At 52.8% G+C, this 22624-nt stretch carries 16 protein-coding genes; 6 read left to right on the top strand and 10 right to left on the bottom strand.

Going from position 1 to position 22624, the window contains the following annotated elements; translation table 11 throughout:
* Positions 1 to 5 precede the first annotated feature (5 nt).
* The 6 genes from AC5JPW_RS23290 to rpsU form a co-directional block, all read right to left on the bottom strand.
* Entirely contained in the window at positions 6 to 2030 is a 2025-nt protein-coding gene (locus AC5JPW_RS23290) for a capsule polysaccharide biogenesis protein (protein ID WP_494243932.1), read from the bottom strand.
* Between the two features lie 105 nt (positions 2031 to 2135).
* The gene (locus AC5JPW_RS23285; RefSeq protein ID WP_494243467.1) at positions 2136 to 3812 is read right to left on the bottom strand and encodes a polysaccharide biosynthesis/export family protein; all 1677 of its coding nucleotides are present in this window, start codon (positions 3810 to 3812) and stop codon (positions 2136 to 2138) included.
* 33 nt (positions 3813 to 3845) lie between these two features.
* Positions 3846 to 4997 carry a capsule biosynthesis protein gene (locus AC5JPW_RS23280; protein WP_494243466.1) on the bottom strand — a complete coding sequence of 384 codons (1152 nt, stop codon included), beginning with the start codon at positions 4995 to 4997 and terminating at the stop codon, positions 3846 to 3848.
* Positions 4998 to 5571: 574 nt separating this feature from the next.
* Positions 5572 to 7410, bottom strand: a complete 1839-nt coding sequence (gene rpoD / locus AC5JPW_RS23275) for an RNA polymerase sigma factor RpoD (RefSeq protein WP_494243464.1) — start codon at positions 7408 to 7410, stop codon at positions 5572 to 5574.
* 158 nt (positions 7411 to 7568) lie between these two features.
* Positions 7569 to 9314 (bottom strand): DNA primase, encoded by a 1746-nt coding sequence (gene dnaG / locus AC5JPW_RS23270; RefSeq protein ID WP_494243463.1) that lies wholly within the window; start codon positions 9312 to 9314, stop codon positions 7569 to 7571.
* 114 nt (positions 9315 to 9428) lie between these two features.
* On the bottom strand, positions 9429 to 9644 hold the full coding sequence (gene rpsU, locus AC5JPW_RS23265) for a 30S ribosomal protein S21 (protein WP_001144069.1): 216 nt from the start codon (positions 9642 to 9644) through the stop codon (positions 9429 to 9431).
* A gap of 237 nt (positions 9645 to 9881) precedes the next feature.
* Here rpsU and tsaD point away from each other — a divergent pair, with 237 nt between their 5' ends.
* The gene (tsaD, locus tag AC5JPW_RS23260) at positions 9882 to 10895 is read left to right on the top strand and encodes a tRNA (adenosine(37)-N6)-threonylcarbamoyltransferase complex transferase subunit TsaD (RefSeq protein ID WP_494243442.1); all 1014 of its coding nucleotides are present in this window, start codon (positions 9882 to 9884) and stop codon (positions 10893 to 10895) included.
* 46 nt (positions 10896 to 10941) lie between these two features.
* Here tsaD and plsY read toward each other — a convergent pair whose 3' ends face one another.
* Complete coding sequence (gene plsY / locus AC5JPW_RS23255) at positions 10942 to 11559, bottom strand: glycerol-3-phosphate 1-O-acyltransferase PlsY (RefSeq protein ID WP_494243440.1); 618 nt, start codon at positions 11557 to 11559, stop codon at positions 10942 to 10944.
* A gap of 107 nt (positions 11560 to 11666) precedes the next feature.
* Between plsY and folB the strand changes: the two genes are divergently transcribed.
* Together folB and bacA are read left to right on the top strand one after the other, a co-directional pair.
* Positions 11667 to 12035, top strand: coding sequence for a bifunctional dihydroneopterin aldolase/7,8-dihydroneopterin epimerase (gene folB / locus AC5JPW_RS23250; RefSeq protein ID WP_494243438.1), 369 nt, complete (start codon positions 11667 to 11669; stop codon positions 12033 to 12035).
* A gap of 101 nt (positions 12036 to 12136) precedes the next feature.
* Positions 12137 to 12955 (top strand): undecaprenyl-diphosphate phosphatase, encoded by an 819-nt coding sequence (bacA, locus tag AC5JPW_RS23245; RefSeq protein WP_494243437.1) that lies wholly within the window; start codon positions 12137 to 12139, stop codon positions 12953 to 12955.
* A gap of 11 nt (positions 12956 to 12966) precedes the next feature.
* Here bacA and AC5JPW_RS23240 read toward each other — a convergent pair whose 3' ends face one another.
* Entirely contained in the window at positions 12967 to 14208 is a 1242-nt protein-coding gene (locus AC5JPW_RS23240; protein WP_494243435.1) for a multifunctional CCA addition/repair protein, read from the bottom strand.
* A 112-nt stretch (positions 14209 to 14320) separates the two neighbouring features.
* Entirely contained in the window at positions 14321 to 14941 is a 621-nt protein-coding gene (locus AC5JPW_RS23235) for a TIGR04211 family SH3 domain-containing protein (protein ID WP_494243433.1), read from the bottom strand.
* 238 nt (positions 14942 to 15179) lie between these two features.
* On the opposite strand from AC5JPW_RS23235, the gene AC5JPW_RS23230 reads away from it, so the two are divergent.
* Genes AC5JPW_RS23230 through hldE form a run of 3 tightly spaced genes read left to right on the top strand, consistent with a single transcriptional unit; the run spans position 15180 to position 20837 of the window.
* A complete protein-coding gene (locus AC5JPW_RS23230; protein ID WP_494243431.1) occupies positions 15180 to 16481 on the top strand; it encodes a CYTH domain-containing protein in 1302 nt (433 codons plus the stop codon).
* Positions 16482 to 16501: 20 nt separating this feature from the next.
* Positions 16502 to 19357, top strand: coding sequence for a bifunctional [glutamate--ammonia ligase]-adenylyl-L-tyrosine phosphorylase/[glutamate--ammonia-ligase] adenylyltransferase (gene glnE / locus AC5JPW_RS23225; protein WP_494243430.1), 2856 nt, complete (start codon positions 16502 to 16504; stop codon positions 19355 to 19357).
* A 46-nt stretch (positions 19358 to 19403) separates the two neighbouring features.
* Complete coding sequence (gene hldE, locus AC5JPW_RS23220; RefSeq protein WP_494243428.1) at positions 19404 to 20837, top strand: bifunctional D-glycero-beta-D-manno-heptose-7-phosphate kinase/D-glycero-beta-D-manno-heptose 1-phosphate adenylyltransferase HldE; 1434 nt, start codon at positions 19404 to 19406, stop codon at positions 20835 to 20837.
* A gap of 56 nt (positions 20838 to 20893) precedes the next feature.
* On the opposite strand, the gene AC5JPW_RS23215 is transcribed toward hldE, so the two are convergent.
* Positions 20894 to 22618: a flotillin family protein gene (locus tag AC5JPW_RS23215; protein WP_494243427.1), complete on the bottom strand. Its 1725-nt coding sequence runs from the start codon at positions 22616 to 22618 to the stop codon at positions 20894 to 20896.
* Between the last annotated feature and the right edge of the window lie 6 nt (positions 22619 to 22624).

Here is a 22624-nt window from a genome sequence, read left to right as displayed (position 1 = left end):
GTGCTCTATCCAAACCTGATCTTATAAAACATCTTTACTTTGCGGTACTGCCTGGCCAGTCGACCGATATTCTTCTGCGTTATTTTCATTTCACCGCGCGGAGCCGAGCTTAACCATTCGGCGGCTTCCTCTGCTGTCATGGGCTCAAGTCGCTGCGGATGAATGTAGGTCGGATAGGCGATTAATGTCTGCCACACCAGATCCTCAAGGACGAGCTGACGCGTGCGGCGGGAAAGAGTGTGTTCGTCCTGAGTTAAGCCCCAGCCAGCATAAAAGGGCATACCGTAACAATGTACTTCCTTGCCGTGGAGCAGCGCCTCAAAGCCCGATAAGGATGTCATCGTATGTAGCTCATCGGCATATTGGATACACTGAATAATGTCGGCATCCAGTGCCTGACAATTGGCCCAGCGAGCGACATCTTCGGCTGGAATTTGCCCTTTGCGATTACCGACTAAAACATCCGGATGGGGTTTATAGACGATATAAGCATCCGGGTTCCGTTCGCGCACCGTTCTCAGTAACGCACTGTTGGTTTTGATCGATAGGGCACCAGTGGCAATTGATGCGTCATCCTCAACTTGTCCTGGTACTAATATGACTTTTTTCCCGCTGGCCTCATGGGGTAGCTGCCAGTCCTTCCCAAGATTGTATTTACTGACTTTATTGAGCACGAGTTGTCGTCGCAGCGCGTCAGCACGTTCACATTGGTACGCATTCAATTGGCTGGTGTTGAGCTGATTCTCGAGGTCACTAGGGCGTGAAGCATCGTAGTAAATCCCACTTTTATCGAGTACCAGGGATAACGGTGCAAGCAGGTCTGAACCCAATCCGGAAGAGCGAATAAACCCATCTTCCATGCGCCACAGCGCAATATTCTGCGCGTCGGCGTGTTTTTTCCATTTGGCTTCGCCGTTTGTTCCCCAGGCGATCAGGGCGTTGGCGTTAGGGCATTGCCTGGCGAAGCGTACGTTGTTCCCCGTGGTTTTCAGGTATGGCCTGAGAACGGCTGTTTTCCACAAACTCAAGCCCGGAGCCCACAATGTGCCTCGTCTTTCGAGTGCATGGCGACGTTGTAAGGCCAACCACTCGACTACGCAGCCCAGCGTTGTTGGTTTCCCCGTCACCGGGTGACGATAGCGGGTATATCGTAGATAGGCTGCGGCAAAGAGGTCATTGAGTGTCGCATTCCCACGGCGAGCAGCAAGTGTATTTGCCTGCGGATGGCGATCGTCAGTCAGTCCCCAACCTGCGTACCAGGGTTGCCCAAAACAGATGACGGGTTTACCCGCCATTAAACCTTCAAAGCCATATTGTGAAGTGACCACGTAGACTTTCTGCATATGTCGAAGAAGCGATTGCGGGCTAACATCTTCAGTAAAAAGGCGTACTTGTGCATTCTGCTGTAACGCGGAGAAGTAGCCTTTTTTCTTACTGCACAATACATCCGGATGCACTTTCACCCAGATTTCAGTATCGGGATTTTCTTGTACCGCCTGGTTAAGCATGGTCTGAAAACTGTTGGCGCTGGCATTTCCTTTAGTTACTGAAACATCACCGTAAGTCTGGTCAACGACCAGCACCGCATTTGGCATGGGGACTGGTGCGACAAAGGGCGAAGCCTGGTTATATTTCGATAGATCTTCTTCAACGAGGGTCTGCATCAGAGCGTTTGCAGTGTCTGATATTGCCTGATTGCCCGCACTGTCCTGAATGAGTTGTTCAAGGCTGCTGGGTGTGGAGGCGTCGTAATAGATTCCCTGATAATCGATCACCATCGACAGGGGCGGGCAGCGTTGCACGCCGAGCCCGAGCGAGCGGATAAATCCGTCTTCCAGGCGAATAATGGGCAACCCGGCCGCTTTCGCCAGGGCAACTGGCTTTTCGGCACTTGGGCGATGCCCCCAAACGGCAACCGCACTGATATGTTCGGGAATGGCTTTTAGCACCGACAGGCGCACAGGCTTGCCGGGCAGTAAGCTTTCAAGGCAGGGAATGCGCCAGATACCCGCAGAAAAAATACCCAGCACATTGTTCATTCGTTCCATGAATGTACCTTTTCGTCCAATGAACGCGATCCCACTCGATCGCTTACGTTCTCCGTCTATCCCTGGAGAAACCGAATGACGCTCTGCTTAGAGTGTCAGCACAACTTTGGCTGCCACGGCCAGTTGATACAGAATGGTAGAGATGCCGCGTGTGACCTCGATATTCTTTGATTCATACTTCGGCAATACCATCACTTCATCGCCAGCACGTAAGTCGCCTGCATCATCTGCATCAACCGACTCGCCGTTCTGGTGGATAACGATGATCTTCGCATTGCCTGATTTTTGCGTCAGACCACCACATTTCCTGATGTAGTCTTCTGCATCCATGCCTTTCTGCCAGCTCACGGCATTCGGGAACAACACCTCACCGTGCACCATCACTAATGAAGTTTTCTCTGGGATCACAATGATGTCGCCATCTTCTAGCAGCACGGAATCGATGTTGCTTTCGTTAAGCACCACTTCGCCTTTCGGTACGACGTTGCGCGCCTTGTTAACAAAGCGACTGACTAACTGTGCTTCTTGCATCCGCAGACGTGCTTCCTCCTGGGTGGATGACTGTGCGGAGAGAGAGGCCTCTTCCAGCTTTTGAAGCGTCAGATCCAGCATCTCTTTCTGGCGCTGGGCGACAGAAGTTCTGTAAAGCTGAATGGCGTTCATCTGCGACATGTTGTTCGGGCGAAGCTGTGCCAGTACCTGGCGCATAGTAGAACCGTAAGGAAGAACGACCGCATGTTCGCCAGAGTGCGCGCCATCGACACGCACCTGAATGGTCCCCGCGTAACGGTCAGAACTGACAATCAGGCGGTCGCCATCCTGAAGAGTGCGGCCAGACGCTGCACTGAGTGGGTAGTATTCGCTACGTTTAACCGTGCCTTGCTGGCGAATAATTGTCATATGCGTTGCTCCAGGCTTCGGACGAGCCCAGTTCAATGCTTCGGTGACTGGAATCGTGCTGTTGGCAAACTCGAAGTCATAGCTGTTAAAGACGTCTCCGTCGACGCTGAATGTATGCTGGCGTGGCCCGACGACGATAGTGTCGCCATCGACGAACTGTGTTAATCCTAACTGCCCGTTCAGGAGAAAATCATACAGATTCACGCGTGAACGTACGCTTTTGCCACGTTTTACGGTGATATCCACATAGCTGCCGCGTTCGCTGTCTACACCGCCTGCTTTACTCAAATAAGAGAGCAGGGAGTCAGAAGCTACACCGCCATAGAGGCCCGGACTGCGGACGTATCCCGTTACGAAGACCTTGACCGGCTGCGCCTGAAGCAGTGATGCATAGACGTTGACGTTCGCGGTGTAGACCTCTTTAATCTTCGCGGTCACCGTGTTGTTCAGTTGCGCATTAGTCATACCCGCGACTTTTAATGGCCCGATATTGGGTAAGAAAATATTGCCTTTCGGATCAACGGTCAGAACGCCTTCATGTTCGAATGCACCCCATAAGCGGATCTGGATGGTGTCACCAAGACCAATCACGTAGCTGGGGTTGAAACCAAGGCCCACGCCTGATGCTGCACTGATGGAGGTAAAAAGCTGGGCTCCAAACATTCGGCTTGGCAGGCCTGCTGCAACAGGTGGTGGCGTGTTGTCAAAACCGGTTGCGACTTGAGCCTCATCTGCCTTACCAGAAATGATGGACGGCAGAGGAGCGGCCCCGGTCAGTTGAGGGGCGGCGGTGATATCGGTTAGCCCTGCGGCATATACGGCCTTGCTCATCAGAAGAAGCAGGACCCATTTGAATATTTTCATTTTCAACTCTGTCAGTTCAACGGTGCGTCTAAATTAATCTTTGTGATCTTCAATGACGGCAAGCAGCAATTTGATGGTGCCGAAAAGCAGGCAACAGACCAGCAGCCAGCTTGCGATAAGGTAGCCGCTATTCGGAAACGTCGACTCTTCTGCTCGCTGGGGGGAATTGATGACGGCCAGTACCTTCAGTTTGCGGGCGCTCTCGAGACGGATTTTTTCGATGGCTTTAACCGCCATGGCGTACATTTCAGTATCAAAAGTGACTTTAGCTTTTATCTCTTCAAAATCAGAGGCCATGCTGTTGAGCTTATTGCTGCCTGGGGCGGTGATTTTGCTTTGCTCCGCATCGATCTGTGCTTGTAACGCTTTAATGGCGTTTTGCGTACTGATGACCTGCGGGGCGTCTTCGCGCAGGTAGCTCAACAGATTTCGTAGTTGTGCTTCTTGCTCAATTTTCTTCCCCTGCAATGCGGTCAGAAGCGAAGTGGTGGCATTTGCCGATGCTTCCGGGTCGAGGATATTGTTCTGGTTCTGGAACGTGAGTAATGCTTTCTTGCTCTCATCCAGTCGTAGTCGCGCCTGCCGTAATTCTTCTTCCGCGAAACTCAGTTGATCACGTGCAATACCGTGTGAAAGCTCGTTAATGAAGCGCTCGGACTCTTTAAGCACGGCAATGTTAAAACGTTGGGCAAATGCAGGATCAAATCCTTGAGTCTGAATCGCCAGCAAACCTGTTTTATCATCATAAATGACAGATATCCGATCCTGGTAATAAGCCAGCATCTGTTCTGCGGTAGCCTGTTCAGATAAATGATGAATAAAATCCAAACCAAAGTGTTGCCAGTCAGAGCGGAATGTCAGCTGCTCATTAAGAACTTTCAACATATCAGCTGAGGTTATGTATTCTTTTAAATAGAGTGAATCTTCGGCTGCACTGGGATTAGATGCGCCGAGCATTAAACCAACATTCAGACTGGTATTTTCAATATCCCCAGGTCGTTTTACTGCAACCTTTGATTCGCTGACGTAGCGGGGCTGACTAAAAATAATCAGATAAATGAGGAGTAATGCCATTGGGGTGGCAATAACAATCCATGCAAGATGGCACTGAATCCAGGCTAAATTAATTCTTGCCATATAGCTACGCAACAAGGTGGCCAACTGCTTTAGTTTATGTGTAGACATATCATCTTCTACGTTGATCCCCGAGGAACTCCGTTTGGGGATACTGACTATTCCTCTGTGGTCAGTCGCGCTCCCACAGCAACCAATTCAGTCTCCATTGTTCAATGGTTCGCTGATTCCAGAAAAGCAGAAAAACTTCATCATTACAGATGAAGACTTTCTGCGTGTTTTTTACTTCCTGTGCTTGAGGCTGTATTTATTTGTTCTGCTTTTTAGCATAAGCAAGATGTATAAACAACACCAGCAGAGGGAGAGTGTGCGGAATTGATGGTTTACACATGTAATATTGCGAGGGGGGTTGTTTTAGTGTGTTTTTTATAAATGAATTGTGATTCTCAATAGATTTTATGAATGTTATTGGAATGGCGTTTGAAACTTGTTCATTTATATTCTAGGGTGATGTGATTAAATTCTTAAATATTGATGGTTGATTTATATTTTAGTTATATATGTAAACTATGAATATTTAGTGTTTCAAAAATAATATTGCGGCTGATATTACCTCATTTAAGCAGATGCCGAATAAAAAAAACGCCACCGCAGAGGGTGGCGTTGAGTATTACGCAATGGGCGATTAGTCGTCCAGGAAGCTACGCAGCACTTCAGAACGGCTCGGGTGGCGCAGTTTGCGCAGTGCCTTCGCTTCGATCTGACGGATACGTTCGCGGGTAACGTCGAACTGTTTGCCCACTTCTTCCAGCGTGTGATCGGTGTTCATATCGATACCGAAACGCATACGCAGAACTTTCGCTTCACGGGCAGTCAGGCCAGCCAGAACGTCGTGAGTGGCAGCTCGCAGGCTCTCGGTGGTCGCAGAGTCCAGCGGCAGCTCGAGGGTGGTATCCTCGATGAAATCACCCAGATGCGAATCTTCATCATCACCGATTGGTGTTTCCATGGAGATTGGCTCTTTGGCGATCTTCAGCACTTTACGGATCTTGTCTTCCGGCATCAGCATGCGTTCGGCCAGCTCTTCTGGCGTCGGCTCGCGGCCCATCTCCTGCAGCATCTGGCGAGAAATACGGTTGAGCTTGTTAATAGTCTCAATCATATGCACCGGAATACGGATGGTGCGCGCCTGGTCTGCGATAGAGCGGGTGATCGCCTGACGGATCCACCAGGTTGCGTAGGTGGAGAACTTGTAACCACGACGGTATTCAAACTTATCTACCGCTTTCATCAGACCGATATTGCCTTCCTGAATCAGATCAAGGAACTGCAGACCACGGTTGGTGTATTTCTTGGCGATAGAGATAACCAGACGTAAGTTCGCTTCAACCATCTCTTTTTTCGCACGGCGAGCTTTCGCTTCACCAATGGACATGCGACGGTTGATGTCTTTTACCTGCTCGATGGTCAAGCCGGTCTCTTCTTCAATCTGCTGCAGTTTCTGCAGGCCACGCTGAACATCTTCTGCCACATCGTGCAGTTTTTCAGACCACGGCTTGTTCATTGCCAGTGCTGCGTTGAACCAGGTTTCGCTGGTTTCATTCCCGGTGAACAGGGTAATGAAGTTTTTCTTCGGCATTTTGCACTGTTCAACACACAGCTTCATGATGATACGTTCTTGCGTACGAACGCGGTCCATCATGACGCGCATGCTGTTTACCAGGTAGTCGAACTGTTTCGGTACCAGGCGGAACTGTTTGAAGACTTCAGACAGTTGCAGAATTTCGGCAGCGGCATCAGCGTGGCTACGACCTTTGGCTTTAATGGTGTCACGTGCTTTTTCGTACTGCGTGCGCAGCTCACCGAATTTCTCACGTGCCAGCTCAGGGTCAATGCTGTTGTCGTCTTCCTCTTCTTCTTCGTCCTCATCTTCGTCTTCGTCGTCATCCATCTCTTCCTGAGAGAGTTCAGAACCAACATGTGTAGCAGTCGGGGCTAAATCTTCTTCAGCGTTAGGGTCGACAAAGCCAGTGATCAGGTCAGACAGACGAGCTTCTTCAGCTTCGACACGATCGTACTGCTCCAGCAGGTATGTGATAGCTTCCGGGTACTCGGCTACGGAACACTGAACCTGGTTGATCCCGTCCTCAATGCGTTTAGCGATGTCGATTTCGCCTTCGCGGGTCAACAGCTCAACGGTGCCCATTTCACGCATGTACATGCGCACGGGGTCGGTTGTACGACCAATTTCAGACTCAACACTGGAAAGAACCTGCGCAGCAGCTTCTTCTGCATCTTCATCAGTGTTATTCGAGGTTTCGGCAAGCAGCAGATCATCGGCATCCGGTGCTTCTTCCATCACCTGAATGCCCATGTCGTTGATCATTTGGATGATGTCTTCGATCTGATCGGAGTCGACGATATCTTCCGGCAGATGGTCATTGACCTCGGCATAGGTCAGATAGCCTTGCTCCTTACCACGTTGGACAAGAAGTTTCAGCTGTGACTGCGGGTTTTGCTCCATAAGACGGTATCCACACTTAATTCAAGAGGGTTGGTGTCGGTCAGCGAAATGAAACCGCCAACTTGGTGTAACGAGGGCCTACTTATATTTTTGCCGCTGCCTCTCAGTGCGGCTGTCGGGCGCTTCCCGAACGATTATCGGCACTTAAGCCGTTGAATTTACTTTTTCGCCAGTTCCTGGTTTAATTGCCAGAGTTCCCGGCGTTCTTCGCTGCTTAAACCATGAGTGCGGTCGCGAGCTATCAACTCTTCCTGCCGCCGTTCAAGCATCGAATCAAACATATGATTGAGCGCATCGGTGAACGTTTTTTCTGCAATGTCCTTATCTGCTATATCGTCCCACGTGGCCAGTTTTTCAAGGGTCGCTGCTTCTTTTGTGCCACGATACTGCTCCAGCAGTTGCCCGGTCGTCAGACCTGGCTGTGACAAACAAGTGTTGACCAGTTCTGCAAATAAACCAAGTCCGGCCATTTTTGAGTCATCCAGACCCGTTAATGGTGGAACCAGTGGTGCCAGTTCCGGGCTTTGCACCAGCAGTCCTATCAGTATACGCATGGTTGTGCGTTTTAGCTGAGGACCGGGGCGCGGCGCGGCATTTTCGGCCAGTTTTGGCATTAAACGATCAAGCTGAGCATCATCGAAAATACCAATCTTGTTACCTAACAGCTGGCGCAACTGAATACGCAATGTTTCGCCCGGTACCTGACTGATCAGGGGCAAAGCCAACGCCGCGAGCTGTGTAGAGCCATCTGGCGTTGTCAGATCTGCTTGCGGTAGCAAGCTGTTAAACAAAAACGTGGAGAGTGGCAGAGCCTGCTCCATTCGCGCTTCAAACGCCGCTTTGCCTTCTTTACGTACCAGCGTGTCCGGATCTTCGCCATCTGGCAGGAACATAAAGCGTAACTGCCGACCATCATTCATGTAAGGCAGCGCTGTTTCCAGCGCACGCCAGGCAGCATCCCGACCCGCACGGTCGCCGTCGTAGCAGCAGATCACATTTCTGGTCGCCCGGAACAGCAGCTGGATGTGATCCGCTGTTGTCGAAGTCCCCAGTGATGCAACGGCATAGTTAATGTCGTATTGCGCCAGTGCGACTACGTCCATATAACCTTCAACGACCAGCAGTCGCTGAGGTTCATCGCTCGCTTGTTGCGCTTCATAAAGACCGTACAGTTGACGTCCTTTATGGAAAATATCGGTTTCTGGTGAGTTGAGGTATTTCGGCGTGTCGTTACCCAGAACGCGCCCCCCAAAACCTATCACCCGGCCCCGTTTATCGCGGATAGGGAACATGACCCGTTCGCGAAAACGATCGTAACTGCGCCCCTGATCGTTAGTGACTAGCATGCCCGCATCAATCAAAGATTGACGATTTTCCTGATTTCCACCAAAACGCTTTAACACGTTGTCCCAGCCAGGAGGGGCATAACCAATCGCAAAACGGGCGATGACATCGCTGCTTAAACCACGTCTTTCCAGATACTGGCGCGCCGGTTCTGCAGCAGAGTTCGTCAGGGATTGCTGATAAAACGCATTCAGACCATCCATCAATTGATAGAGACTTTGCCGCTGGTGGCGCTCTATCTGACTGGGTCCGCTGCCTGCTTCATAAGGCACTTCAAGGTTGTGCATAGCCGCCAGTTCTTCAACGGTTTCCACGAACTCGAGCTTGTCGTAGTTCATCAGAAAATCGATAGCGTTGCCGTGCGCACCACAGCCGAAGCAGTGATAAAACTGTTTTTCACCGTTTACGGTGAAGGAAGGACTTTTTTCGTTATGGAATGGGCAGCAAGCGTGCCAGTTCTTACCCTGTTTTTTCAGCTTCACACGCGCATCGATCAGATCGATGATGTCCGTGCGCGCCAACAGGTCATTGATAAAAACACGTGGGATTCGTCCAGCCATATGCCCCATTCATTTTTAACAATTCATAAACGAAAATAAGCCGCGCATTCCTTTCGGAAGCACGGCCTTTCAACTACAACTCAGTCTGATCTGAGAGCATAGGCTCTCAAGACATTAGTACAGACGAGTACGGCGTGCGTTTTCGCGAGCCAGTTTCTTCGCGTGACGTTTCACAGCAGAAGCTTTAGCGCGTTTACGTTCGGTAGTCGGTTTTTCATAGAACTCACGACGACGAACTTCCGCCAGAACACCTGCTTTTTCGCATGAACGTTTGAAGCGACGCAGTGCTACGTCGAACGGCTCGTTTTCACGTACTTTAATTACCGGCATGTAACTCTCACCTTTAATAAATTCGGTTTGCCGCTGGCATCAACGCCAGCTTATTTCAAAATGGTGCGGAATTTTACTTCAATAGCTGCTGCTTTGTAAAGCACCACTACCGTTTTTGAAAGGGACTTTTGTAAGGGAGAGGAGTATACACGAACTCCTTTCAAGGGGAGAGTAAAGTTTTACAACAAGGTCCATTGGACCTACACTGCGCGGCATTGAAGCGAGGTAAAAACAGCCATGCGTGTACTGGGCATTGAAACATCCTGCGATGAAACTGGCATCGCGATTTACGACGACGAAAAAGGGCTTATCGCCAACCAACTGTATAGTCAGGTAAAACTGCATGCGGACTACGGCGGCGTGGTGCCGGAACTGGCTTCCCGCGATCACGTTCGCAAAACTGTGCCATTGATTCAGGCGGCGATTAAAGAAGCGGGTCTGGCGGCAAAAGATATCGATGCGGTGGCTTATACTGCCGGTCCTGGGTTGGTTGGTGCGCTGCTGGTTGGTGCAACTGTCGGGCGCTCACTGGCCTTCGCCTGGAGTGTGCCGGCGATTCCGGTTCATCATATGGAAGGGCATCTGCTGGCCCCGATGCTGGAAGATAACCCGCCAGAATTCCCCTTCGTCGCGCTGTTGGTATCTGGTGGGCATACCCAACTTATCAGTGTCACGGGTATCGGCCAGTATGAGTTGCTGGGTGAGTCTATTGACGATGCAGCGGGTGAAGCTTTTGATAAGACGGCAAAATTGTTAGGTCTGGATTATCCTGGCGGCCCCATGCTGTCAAAACTGGCTTCTCAGGGCGAAGAGGGCCACTTCATTTTCCCGCGTCCGATGACTGACCGTCCGGGGCTGGATTTCAGTTTTTCAGGGCTGAAAACCTTTGCCGCAAACACGATTCGCAACAACGGTAATGACGACCAAACCCGTGCCAACATCGCCCGTGCGTTTGAGGATGCAGTGGTTGATACATTGATGATCAAGTGCAAACGTGCGTTGGATCAGACCGGTTTTTCCCGCCTGGTGATGGCCGGTGGCGTCAGTGCTAACCGCACGCTGCGCGCGAAGCTCGCCGAGATGATGAAAAAGCGTCGTGGTGAAGTCTTCTATGCCCGCCCGGAGTTTTGTACTGACAACGGTGCGATGATTGCTTATGCCGGAATGGTACGCCTGAAAGCGGGGGAACCCGCGGGATTAGGTGTAACGGTGCGTCCGCGCTGGCCACTGTCTGAACTGCCTGCTGCCTGATTGATGGCCCGGTGGCCTTTGGCTTACCGGGCTTTCGTTCTTCGTCTTACTGCTTATCCGTCTCTTTTTTCTTCTTCAGCTTGTGCCAGATTTTGGTTTCCTGACGACGCCAGAGACGTTGGATATTGTCGTGGTGGCGAATCAAAATCAGACAGGAGAGCATCGCGACGGGAAAAGTAAACTGCGGCTTAAACCACCATACGTAGAAGGGGGCGATCAAGGCGCTGACAATTGCACCCAGCGAAGAGTAACCACTTAGTAGCACCGTCAAAAGCCAGGTTCCCGCCATCACACCCGTTAAATCCCAGCCGATAGGTGCAATAGCACCAAACGCGGTCGCCACACCTTTCCCACCCTGAAAATGAAAGAAAACGGGCCAGATATGACCGAGACAGGCGGCAATGGCAATAAGCCCGAGCCAGAAGGGAGTCATGCCCAGAGCGTAGGCACCCCAGACGGGTAACATGCCTTTCAGCACGTCAAAAATCAGTACCGTTACGGCTGCTCCTTTGCCGCCAATTCTTAAAACGTTGGTCGCTCCGGGGTTACCGGAACCACTCTCGCGAGGGTCAGGCAGACCCGCAATGCGGCAGACCAGAATGGCGCTGGAAATTGAGCCACAAAGGTACGCGAGGAGAATCATTCCAGGCGCGATTGCACTCATAACGCTGTTCCATTGTGAAAATGTCGTTTTATTCTCTGCATCAGTGGATAATACGCACAATTTATGGAAAGTGGTATCCAGGTAAGTCAAAAAGCAGGCGGGGCGTGATGGACATTGTATTTATAGAGCAACTTTCGGTAATCACCACCATTGGTGTGTATGACTGGGAACAAACCATCGAACAAAAGCTGGTGTTCGATATCGAAATGGCATGGGACAACCGCCAGGCGGCCAAAAGCGATGATGTTAACGATTGTTTGAGTTATGCCGACATCGCCGAAACGGTAGTGGGCCATGTGGAAGGTGCCCGATTCGCTTTAGTGGAACGCGTGGCTGAAGAGGTCGCTGATCTGCTGCTGAGCCGCTTTAAATCGCCCTGGGTGCGTATCAAATTGAGTAAGCCTGGCGCAGTGGCACGTGCTGCCAATGTGGGCGTAATCATTGAGCGTGGCAATAATCCGAAAAAAATTATTTAAATTCATAATCGTTAAACCAAACGCTAGTCTTCTGGTCATACGTGATGACCGTTTTGCGGCTTCCCGGTGGGGTAGCCGTTTTTTATGTTTAGGGGTATTTGATGAGCGATATGCACTCGCTGCTGATAGCGGCAATTCTGGGTGTTGTCGAAGGACTGACGGAGTTTTTGCCGGTCTCCAGTACGGGCCACATGATCATTGTGGGGCATCTGCTGGGGTTTGAGGGAGAGACGGCAAATACCTTCGAAGTGGTGATCCAGCTAGGATCAATACTGGCAGTAGTGGTGATGTTCTGGCGGCGTCTGTTTGGTTTGATTGGGATTCATTTCGGGCATCCGCCTCATGAAGGAGCAGGCAAAGGGCGTCTTAATCTGGGCCATATTCTGTTGGGGATGATCCCGGCAGTGGTGCTGGGTCTGGTGTTCCACGATACGATTAAATCACTGTTTAACCCCATTAACGTAATGTATGCGCTGGTTGTGGGGGGCTTCCTGCTGATCGCGGCGGAAGTGCTTAAGCCGAAAGTGCCACGTGCGGAAGGTCTCGACGACATGACCTACCGTCAGGCCTTTATGATAGGCTGCTTCCAGTGTCTGGCGCTCTGGCCAGGCTTCTCTCGTTCAGGCGCTACCATTTCCGGTGGGATGCTGATGGGCGTAAGTCGCTATGCTGCGTCAGAGTTCTCGTTCCTGCTGGCCGTACCGATGATGATGGGGGCGACGGCGCTGGATCTCTACAAGAGCATGAAATTCCTCACCGTGGGCGATATTCCGATGTTTGCCGTTGGTTTCGTGACGGCATTCATTGTGGCGCTGGTGGCGATTAAAACCTTCCTGCATCTGATTAAACGTATTTCGTTCATTCCTTTCGCGATCTACCGTTTTATCGTCGCAGCAGCGGTCTACATGGTCTTCATGTAACGATTATGCCCTCAGTCTTTAGGCTGAGGGCAGCGATGTGCTTTCCAGTTAGCAACAGCGTCAATACGACGACGCGTCAGCTCTTCCCGCACTTCTATCCCTTTAAAACCGGCCTCAATGACCGCTTTGGTCGGCACACTTCTGGCGATTTCCCACGCTTCGCGTAACAGACGTCCTTGCGGATAATCACAAGCTTCAAACCCGGCACGACCACGCACGTCTGCTTCACTGGTCAGCGCGATTTGCTCTACGCGCTCCGGTTTGCGCCAGGCATCAATAGAATCGAACAGCTTGATGATGGTTTTGGGCTGCAGGATCGGGAAGGTGTGGATCAGGTCATGAAACTCTGCCACCAGTTTCGCCAGGTCGCGGATATCGTTAGGCACGCGAAAACGCTGACAGACACCTTCCACCAGGCGGACGCCGGCAGGTCCGTGCCCATGATGACGTGGCCAGAGTTCTGGCGGCGTCAGCCCCTTGCCAAGGTCATGGCAAAGGGTCGCGAAACGGACGTCGACTTCTGGGCTCAGCATAGCCGCCATAGAAACCGTCATCAGCGTGTGCACGCCGGTATCAATTTCCGGGTGCCATTTTGCGGGGGCCGGAATGCCAAACAGCACGTCCACTTCCGGGAAGAGGACTTTCAGGGCGCCGCAGTCGCGTAGTACCTGGAAAAAGACCTGAGGATTACGGCTTTTAAGGGCTCCCTCCATCTCCTTCCAGACGCGCTCCGGCGTCAGATGCGCCAGCTCACCCGCGGCGGTCATGTCGCGCATCAGCGTCATAGTTTCGTCAGCAATACGGAAGCTCAGATGTGCATAGCGGGCAGCAAACCGCGCCACGCGCAGTACGCGAAGAGGGTCTTCAGAAAAGGCAGGGGAGACATGGCGCAGCAGGCGGTTACGCAGATCGTTCAGCCCACCGTAAGGGTCGATAATATTGCCATCGTCGTCCTGGGCAAGCGCATTTACAGTAAGGTCACGGCGAAGCAAATCCTGCTCAAGCGTTACGTCCGGTGCGGCATAGCAGGTGAAACCGGTATAGCCGAAGCCTGATTTTCGCTCAGTGCGGGCGAGGGCATACTCTTCATGACTTTGGGGATGAAGGAACACGGGGAAGTCGCGACCTACCTGCTGGTAGCCCGCATCGAGCATTTCGGTGGGCGTTGCGCCAACAACCACCCAATCTCTGTCTTTGACCGGCAGTCCTAATAACGTATCTCGTACTGCACCGCCGACCAGATAACTCTTCACCGCCTCGCTCCTTACGCTGTCTGACTTTTACATGAACCTGCCGCGATGTTGCGACAGGTTCTCATTTTAGCCGACAGATAATACGTAAGAGTGTAGAAGATGGCTAATGTGCTTAGTTCATCCAGCGATCTTTACGCTTGCGACGTGGGATCATGTGCGGCAATACGAGACCGAGGAACAGGCCAACGCCCAGTACGCCACCGCCATACATAAACCACTGCATGATGATGGTGCGCTGTTTGTCGTCCAGTTGCAGGTTAGCAGCGCTGACCTTCTTCTGGGCCACGATCAGCTCGTTTTTGAGCTTCTGATTTTCGGCTTTCAGTTCGTCAATCGCGCTGTCGCTACCGGCCACTTTCTGCTGCATTTCAGCAGTGCGCTGGTTCCAGGTATTGTCGATATTGTTGAGTTTGTCGGTCAGCGTTTTGACCTGATTTTCGAGATCCGGCACACGGGTTCGCAGGCTCGGCTGAGTGTTTAGCTCTTTGAGGGGGATCCATGACGTACGGCCCGTGTTGTCACGGATTTGGGCATAATTGCTGGCTTCGTTAGTTTGCAGCAATTCCACTTCTTCGCCCGCGTTCAGGGTACCCAGCAGACGGTAATTATCACCCGGACCACTGCGGACCCAGGTATTCAGTTCATCAGAGACGTAACGTTTTTCTTCGGCGTGAGCCAGGGTGGAAACGCTAAGCGCAAATAAGGTTAATCCAATCAGGCGTAATTTAAGCATCAGGCAGTCGTTATTATCTTTAAACGTGAACGGTAATAATGCCAACAGTCTGACGACAGCTGGCAGGCGGCATCAATCAGAATCTTCCAGGTCGAACAGAACGTATAAGTGAACTTTTGCACCTGTAAGATCGCGCATTGCATGGCAATCTGACACAAAATACTATCTACTGACAAACATCTGGCGTGTTAGTTCGCCGAAATATCTACTGATGTGACATAACCATAAGTGCAAAGCCATGGCCCAGGAAATCGAATTAAAGTTTTACGTTCACCCCGATAGCGTCGACACGCTTCGCAGTCATCTTCATACCCTCACCGCCGAACATGTGGCGGCCACGCAGCTATTGAATATCTATTACGAGACGCCAGACAACTGGCTGCGTCGTCATGATATGGGGCTGCGTATTCGTGGGTATGACGACAAATACGAAATGACGATGAAAATCGCCGGTCGTGTTGTCGGCGGGCTACATCAGCGCCCGGAATATAACATTTCGCTGGAAAAACCCGAACTGGAACTGTCACAGTTTCCGCAAGAAGTCTGGCCAGAAGGGCATTTGCCGGAGGATCTTGCCGGGCGTGTGCAGCCGTTGTTCAGCACCCATTTTGACCGGGAAAAGTGGTTGGTCACGCTCGGTGAAAGCCGCATTGAAATTGCCCTCGATCTGGGCGAAGTGAAAGCGGGTGAGCATGCAGAGCCGATTTGTGAAATGGAGCTTGAGCTGCTGAGTGGCGATCCGGCCGACATCCTCAAGCTTGCCCGCCAACTGGTAACTCAGTCCGGGTTACGTCAGGGTAGCCTGAGTAAAGCCGCGCGAGGGTATCACCTGGCGCAAGGGAACCCGGTGCGTCAGCGTCGTGCGGTGAGTATTGTGAAGGTCCCGGCCAAAGCATCCACGGAGCTTGGGTTTGCCACTGCGCTCGAAACTGCGCTGTCGCACTGGCAATACCACGAAGAACTCTGGGTACGCGGCGAGCGTCGTGCGAAAGAAGACGTGCTGCAGGCTATTGCTTTGGTTCGCCATACGCTGATGCTCTTTGGCGGTATTGTGCCGCGCAAAGCCAGCGCTCATCTGCGCGATTTACTGACCCAAACAGAAGCAACGCTCACGTCTGACGTCTCAGCTGTGACGGCGGCATGGAGTGCAGAAGCCTCCAGCGCGAAACTGTTGTTAACCGAGTGGCTGGTTGGTCAGGGCTGGCGTCTGTTCCTGGATGAAAAAGCCCAGGCGAAATTTGCCGATTCCTTCAAGCGCTTTGCCGATACCCATTTGTCACGCAGCGCCTCGGAGTTGAAAAAGACGTTTGCCCATCCGCTCGGCGATAGCTATCGCGACCAGTTACCACGACTGTCCAGAGACATTGACAGCGTCTTAGTACTGGCTGGCTATTACGATACCGCGCTAGCGAATGCCTGGATTGAAAACTGGCAGGGATTGCTGCATGCCATCACAACCCGCCAGCACATTGAGATTGAACATTTTCGCAATGAAGCAATCTGTCAGCCACCGTTCTGGCTGCACAGCGGAAAACGCTAATTTGGTGAAGGACACCCCACATGATGCCGCAATCCTCACAGTTACAGCAGCACTGGCAGACCGTGCAGTCACGGCTACCGGAATCGTTTAGCGAGAAGCCGCTTAGCGAGCAGGCGAAGTCAGTACTCACATTCAGTGATTTTGTTCAGGACAGCTTGATTGCGCATCCTGACTGGCTGGCAGAGCTCGAAAGCGCTGCACCACAGGCCGATGAGTGGCAGACCTACGCCGACGCATTGCGCCAGTTGCTGGAAACGGTGACGGATGAGGCATCATTAATGCGCGCACTGCGCCTGTTCCGCCGCCGGACGATGGTGCGTATTGCCTGGGCACAGTCGTTGTCGCTGGTGGCTGAACAGGATTCATTGCAGCAACTCAGTGTACTGGCGGAAACCCTGATTGTTGCCGCCCGTGACTGGCTATACGAGGCCTGTTGCAAAGAGTGGGGAACGCCCAGTAATCAGCAGGGCGAACCGCAGCCACTGCTGATTCTGGGGATGGGCAAGCTGGGAGGTGGGGAGCTTAACTTTTCCTCAGATATCGATCTGATTTTTGCCTGGCCGGAAAACGGAGCCACACGCGGTGGCCGTCGGGAACTCGACAATGCGCAGTTCTTTACCCGTCTTGGCCAGCGCCTGATTAAAGTGCTGGATCAGCCGACGCAGGACGGCTTCGTCTACCGGGTGGACATGCGTCTGCGTCCGTTTGGCGAAAGCGGCCCGCTGGTGCTGAGTTTCGCCGCGCTTGAGGATTATTACCAGGAGCAAGGGCGCGATTGGGAGCGCTATGCGATGGTGAAAGCGCGCATTATGGGCGATAAAGAGGATGTCTATGCCAGCGAGCTTCGCGCCATGCTGCGGCCATTTGTTTTCCGTCGCTATATCGATTTCAGCGTGATTCAGTCGCTGCGTAACATGAAAGGGATGATCGCCCGTGAAGTACGTCGTCGCGGCCTGGTTGACAACATCAAGCTTGGCGCGGGCGGTATTCGCGAGATCGAATTTATTGTTCAGGTCTTCCAGCTAATTCGTGGTGGGCGTGAACCGTCACTGCAATCCCGTTCGTTGTTACCCACGCTTGAGGCTATTGAGCAGCTTGGGCTGTTGCCTGGTAACGATGCGCCGACGCTGCGTGAAGCCTATCTTTTCCTGCGTCGTCTGGAAAATCTGCTGCAAAGCATTAACGATGAACAGACTCAAACCTTACCGGGTGATGAGCTGAACCGCGCCCGTCTGGCCTGGGGCATGGGAATGGCGGACTGGGAAACCTTAACCGCGACGCTGTCTGAACAGATGGCGGGCGTAAGGCAAATCTTCAACGCATTGATTGGTGAAGACGACGCCACCGAAGCACAGGACGATGCGCTGCCCGAGCACTGGCGCGAATTATGGCAGGACGCGTTGCAGGAAGATGACAGTACCCCTGCGCTGGCACATTTGTCCGATGACGATCGCCACCGCGTGTTGGAGTTGGTGGCGGATTTCCGCAAAGAGCTCGATAAACGCACCATCGGGCCGCGTGGTCGCCAGGTGCTGGACCATCTGATGCCGCATTTGCTGAGTGATGTCTGCTCACGTGAGGATGCACCTGTTCCACTGTCGCGTATCACGCCGCTGCTCATCGGGATTGTCACCCGTACCACCTACCTCGAACTGCTCAGCGAATTCCCGGGGGCACGTAAGCACCTGATTTCTCTCTGTGCTGCATCGCCGATGGTGGCCGGGAAACTGGCCCGCTACCCGCTGCTGCTGGATGAACTGCTCGACCCGAACACGCTCTATCAACCGACAGCGATGGATGCTTATCGCGACGAGTTACGCCAGTATCTGCTGCGTGTACCGGATGATGACGAAGAGCAGCAACTGGAAGCGCTGCGTCAGTTTAAGCAGGCGCAGATGCTGCGTGTGGCGGCTGCCGATATTGCTGGCACGCTGCCAGTAATGAAAGTGAGCGATCACTTAACCTGGCTGGCAGAAGCAATGATTGATGCGGTTGTTCAGCAGGCGTGGAGCCTGATGGTTTCGCGCTACGGCCAGCCAAAACATCTGCACGACCGACAGGGCCGTGGTTTTGCGGTGGTGGGTTACGGCAAGCTCGGCGGTTGGGAGCTGGGCTACAGCTCCGATCTCGATTTGATCTTCCTTCATGATTGCCCGGTGGATGTGATGACCGACGGTGAGCGTGAAATTGATGGTCGCCAGTTCTATTTGCGTCTGGCGCAGCGTGTTATGCACCTCTTCAGTACCCGTACCTCATCCGGCATTTTGTATGAAGTGGATGCCCGCCTGCGTCCGTCAGGTGCGGCAGGCATGCTGGTGACATCGACTGATTCCTTTGCTGATTATCAGCAGAATGAGGCCTGGACCTGGGAGCATCAGGCGCTGGTGCGTGCCCGCGTGGTCTATGGCGATCCGCAACTGACCGTTCAGTTTGATGCTATCCGCCGTGACATCATGATGAACGTGCGCGACGGCAGTAAGCTGCAAACGGAAGTGCGTGAAATGCGTGAAAAGATGCGCGCGCATTTAGGCAATAAACACCGCGATCGCTTTGATATCAAAGCAGACGAAGGTGGCATTACCGATATTGAATTCATCACGCAATACCTGGTGTTGCGCTACGCCCATGAGAAACCGAAGCTGACGCGCTGGTCTGATAACGTGCGCATTCTCGAGTTACTGGCGCAAAACGACATTATGGACGAGCAGGAAGCACGTGCGCTGACGATGGCGTACACCACGCTGCGCGATGAACTGCATCATCTGGCGTTGCAGGAACTGCCGGGCCATGTAGCGGAATCCTGCTTTGTAGCCGAGCGGGCGATGGTTCGGGCCTGCTGGAACAAGTGGCTGGTGGAGCCGTGCGCACAAGCTTAAGTGTGATATTATCGCGCGCAAATTTTGCATCTCTCAGGAGACAGGAATGAAAGTAACGCTGCCAGAGTTTAATCAAGCAGGTGTGCTGGTTGTAGGTGATGTGATGCTGGATCGCTACTGGTATGGCCCAACCAGCCGTATCTCCCCGGAAGCGCCGGTGCCGGTCGTGAAAGTCGATACCATTGAGGAGCGCCCTGGCGGTGCTGCGAACGTGGCGATGAACATCGCGTCTCTTGGGGCAACCGCACGTCTGGTCGGTTTAACGGGTATTGATGATGCGGCACGTGCGCTGAGTAAAGCGCTGGCTGACGTTAACGTAAAATGCGACTTCGTTTCTGTTCCAACCCATCCGACCATCACCAAGCTGCGCGTGCTGTCACGCAACCAACAGCTCATCCGCCTCGATTTTGAAGAGGGCTTTGAGGGTGTGGATCCGCAGCCGATGCATGACAGAATCAGCCAGGCGCTTGGCAGCATTGGTGCGCTGGTGCTCTCCGATTATGCGAAAGGCGCGTTGGTCAGCGTTCAGCAGATGATTCAACTGGCGCGTAAAGCCAATGTACCGGTGTTAATCGACCCGAAAGGCACTGACTTTGAACGCTATCGTGGCGCGACGCTGCTGACGCCGAATCTCTCTGAGTTTGAAGCGGTCGCCGGTAAGTGCAAAAGCGAAGCCGAGATTGTTGAGCGTGGCATGGCGGTGATCGCCAATTTCGAACTGTCTGCACTGCTGGTGACGCGCTCTGAGCAGGGTATGACGCTGCTGCAGCCAGGTAAAGCACCGCTGCACATGCCGACCCAGGCGCAGGAAGTTTATGATGTGACCGGTGCTGGTGACACGGTGATTGGTGTGCTGGCGGCAACGCTGGCGGCAGGTAACTCTCTGGAAGAAGCCTGCTTCTTTGCTAATGCGGCGGCAGGGGTTGTGGTCGGCAAGTTGGGCACGTCAACCGTTTCGCCTATCGAACTGGAAAATGCGGTGCGTGGCCGTTCAGAAACCGGTTTTGGTGTGATGAGCGAAGAAGAGCTGCGTGATGCCGTGGTCGCTGCGCGCAAGCGTGGTGAAAAAGTGGTGATGACCAACGGTGTGTTCGACATTCTGCACGCGGGCCACGTCTCCTATCTGGCGAACGCCCGTAAGCTTGGCGATCGCCTGATTGTGGCGGTAAACAGCGATGCTTCCACCAAACGTCTGAAAGGCGAGACGCGTCCGGTGAACCCACTGGAACAGCGCATGATTGTGCTGGGCGCGCTGGAAGCAGTCGACTGGGTGGTCTCGTTTGAAGAAGACACGCCGCAGCGTCTGATTGCCGGTGTGCTGCCGGATCTGCTGGTCAAAGGTGGTGATTACAAACCTGAAGACATTGCCGGGAGCAAAGAGGTGTGGGCGAACGGCGGTGATGTGCTGGTGCTGAACTTCGAAGATGGGTGTTCCACCACCAACATCATCAAAAAAATCCAGAAAGACAGCGATAAGTAAGCATTGAATAGAGTGCCGGATAGGGTGTTTACACCGCCATCCGGCGCTTATCTCGCTTACTCTTCAGCAGGTACGATTTTTACTTTCTCTGGCTCGATGACGACTAACGGTTCTGGTGCGATGGTCTCTGCCGGAACCTTTGCCTCGACCTGTGTTAGCGGCTCAGCCATCGCTGCCAGCGACCCGCCTGAAATACCAATTTCTTTCAGTAACGAATCAATCAGCGGTGCCTGGGTGCGATAAGACAGAGCGGCCGATAATGCCTGTTCTGCCAGATTGCCGCCGCTAACGGTACCTGCTGTTGCGCTGGCTGCTGCACCGCCGCGATTCAGACCATCGACCTGAACAATCTTAATGCCATCAATGGCTTTCATTGGTTCTACAGATTTTTCAATCACCGCCGGCAGTGCCTGCAACAGCGCCAGTTTGAACTTGAGGCTGGTCTGTTCATCGGAAAGCACGTTGATAGCATCGTTCAGTGCACGTTGTGCTTCTGCTTCCGCCAGCCCTTTCTTCCGCGCAGCCTCCGCCAGTTCCACAATCGCTGCTGCCTGCAACTCTGCGGCTTCTTTCTCGGCTTTGGCACGAACCGTCAGCTCAACAGCTTTGGTTTCTGCGTCCTGTGCTGCGGCAATCAGCGCAACCTGCTTGGCACGATCCGCTTCTGCTGTCTGGCGTGTCGTCTCTACGTTTTGCTGAGCACGAACCGCATCGGCCAGCGCATCGTTAGCGCGCGCTTCAGCCTGTGATTGCTGTTCGGACTTGGCGGCAATAGCGATGGATTTCGTCTGGTTGGCGATCTCCGTGACCTGCTGTTGTTCAATCTCTTTAATGCGAACTTCACGCTCGGCTTCCACTTTTCTGGAGCGAACGGCCTGCTCACGCTCGATTTCCGTTTCCTGGATCTGGCGTTCAGCAAGAATGCGCGTCTGTTCTGCTTCACGGCGGCGCTCAGCTTCAAACGCGGCGATCCTGGAGTTCTGCTCGGCAGTGCGGGTTTTCACCTGCTGTTCCTGCTCAAGCGTCATGAAGGATTCCTGTTGCTCGATTTCCAGCTTACGGGCCAGCGCATCACGGTTTTTCTCACGTACAGCGACTTCCACGTCCTGCTCGACTTCGTTACGTTCACGGCGACGACGCTCTGTTTCCTGGGTCAGTTTTGTCAGACCTTCGGCGTCAAAGGCGTTGTTCGGGTTGAAGTGCACTTTTTCGGTCTGGTTAAAGTTAGTTAACGAGACGCTTTCCAACTCCAGACCGTTCTTCGACAGGTCTTCTGCTACGGTGTTCTGTACGCCCTGCACAAAGTTCTCGCGGGTGTCCTGCAGCTCATGCATCGTCATTTGCGAGGCGGTGGCACGCAAGGCATCAACGAATTTATCTTCAATCAGCACACGCAGATCTTCGGGAGACAAGGTACGTTGACCCAGTGTCTGCGCCGCCGTGGCAATCCCTTCGACCGACGGTTTTACGCGTACGAAGAAAGCGACAACGACATCAACGCGCATACGGTCTTTGGTGATCAGGCTGTCGATCGTTGCACGGCTTACCTCAAGCTTGAGCGTGTTCATGTTGATAGGAATGATTTCATGGAAGATGGGCATAACAATTGCGCCGCCGCTCATCACCACTTTCTGTCCACCCAGCCCGGTACGCACGAACGCCTGCTCGGCGGAGGCGCGGCGATAAAGACGGGCAAAAATAATCCCAATGACCAGCAGGATAAAGACAACGGTAATTGCAGATGTCATCCATGAAGGGAATGAATTCAATATACTTTCCATAATACG

This window comes from Phytobacter sp. (genome assembly GCF_059074235.1).
The sequence above is the reverse complement of the archived record's forward strand: the minus strand, read 5'-3'. Positions and strand labels throughout refer to the sequence as shown.

Bases quoted from the DNA above. Each gene is read 5' to 3' on its own strand.
- tsaD (WP_494243442.1), top strand. From the start codon at position 9,882: ATGCGTGTACTGGGCATTGAAACATCCTGCGATGAAACTGGCATCGCG.
- bacA (WP_494243437.1), top strand. From the start codon at position 12,137: ATGAGCGATATGCACTCGCTGCTGATAGCGGCAATTCTGGGTGTTGTC.
- plsY (WP_494243440.1), bottom strand. From the start codon at position 11,559: ATGAGTGCAATCGCGCCTGGAATGATTCTCCTCGCGTACCTTTGTGGC.
- AC5JPW_RS23230 (WP_494243431.1), top strand. From the start codon at position 15,180: ATGGCCCAGGAAATCGAATTAAAGTTTTACGTTCACCCCGATAGCGTC.
- rpoD (WP_494243464.1), bottom strand. From the start codon at position 7,410: ATGGAGCAAAACCCGCAGTCACAGCTGAAACTTCTTGTCCAACGTGGT.
- AC5JPW_RS23235 (WP_494243433.1), bottom strand. From the start codon at position 14,941: ATGCTTAAATTACGCCTGATTGGATTAACCTTATTTGCGCTTAGCGTT.
- rpsU (WP_001144069.1), bottom strand. From the start codon at position 9,644: ATGCCGGTAATTAAAGTACGTGAAAACGAGCCGTTCGACGTAGCACTG.
- folB (WP_494243438.1), top strand. From the start codon at position 11,667: ATGGACATTGTATTTATAGAGCAACTTTCGGTAATCACCACCATTGGT.
- dnaG (WP_494243463.1), bottom strand. From the start codon at position 9,314: ATGGCTGGACGAATCCCACGTGTTTTTATCAATGACCTGTTGGCGCGC.
- AC5JPW_RS23215 (WP_494243427.1), bottom strand. From the start codon at position 22,618: ATGGAAAGTATATTGAATTCATTCCCTTCATGGATGACATCTGCAATT.
- AC5JPW_RS23285 (WP_494243467.1), bottom strand. From the start codon at position 3,812: ATGAAAATATTCAAATGGGTCCTGCTTCTTCTGATGAGCAAGGCCGTA.
- hldE (WP_494243428.1), top strand. From the start codon at position 19,404: ATGAAAGTAACGCTGCCAGAGTTTAATCAAGCAGGTGTGCTGGTTGTA.
- AC5JPW_RS23280 (WP_494243466.1), bottom strand. From the start codon at position 4,997: ATGTCTACACATAAACTAAAGCAGTTGGCCACCTTGTTGCGTAGCTAT.
- glnE (WP_494243430.1), top strand. From the start codon at position 16,502: ATGATGCCGCAATCCTCACAGTTACAGCAGCACTGGCAGACCGTGCAG.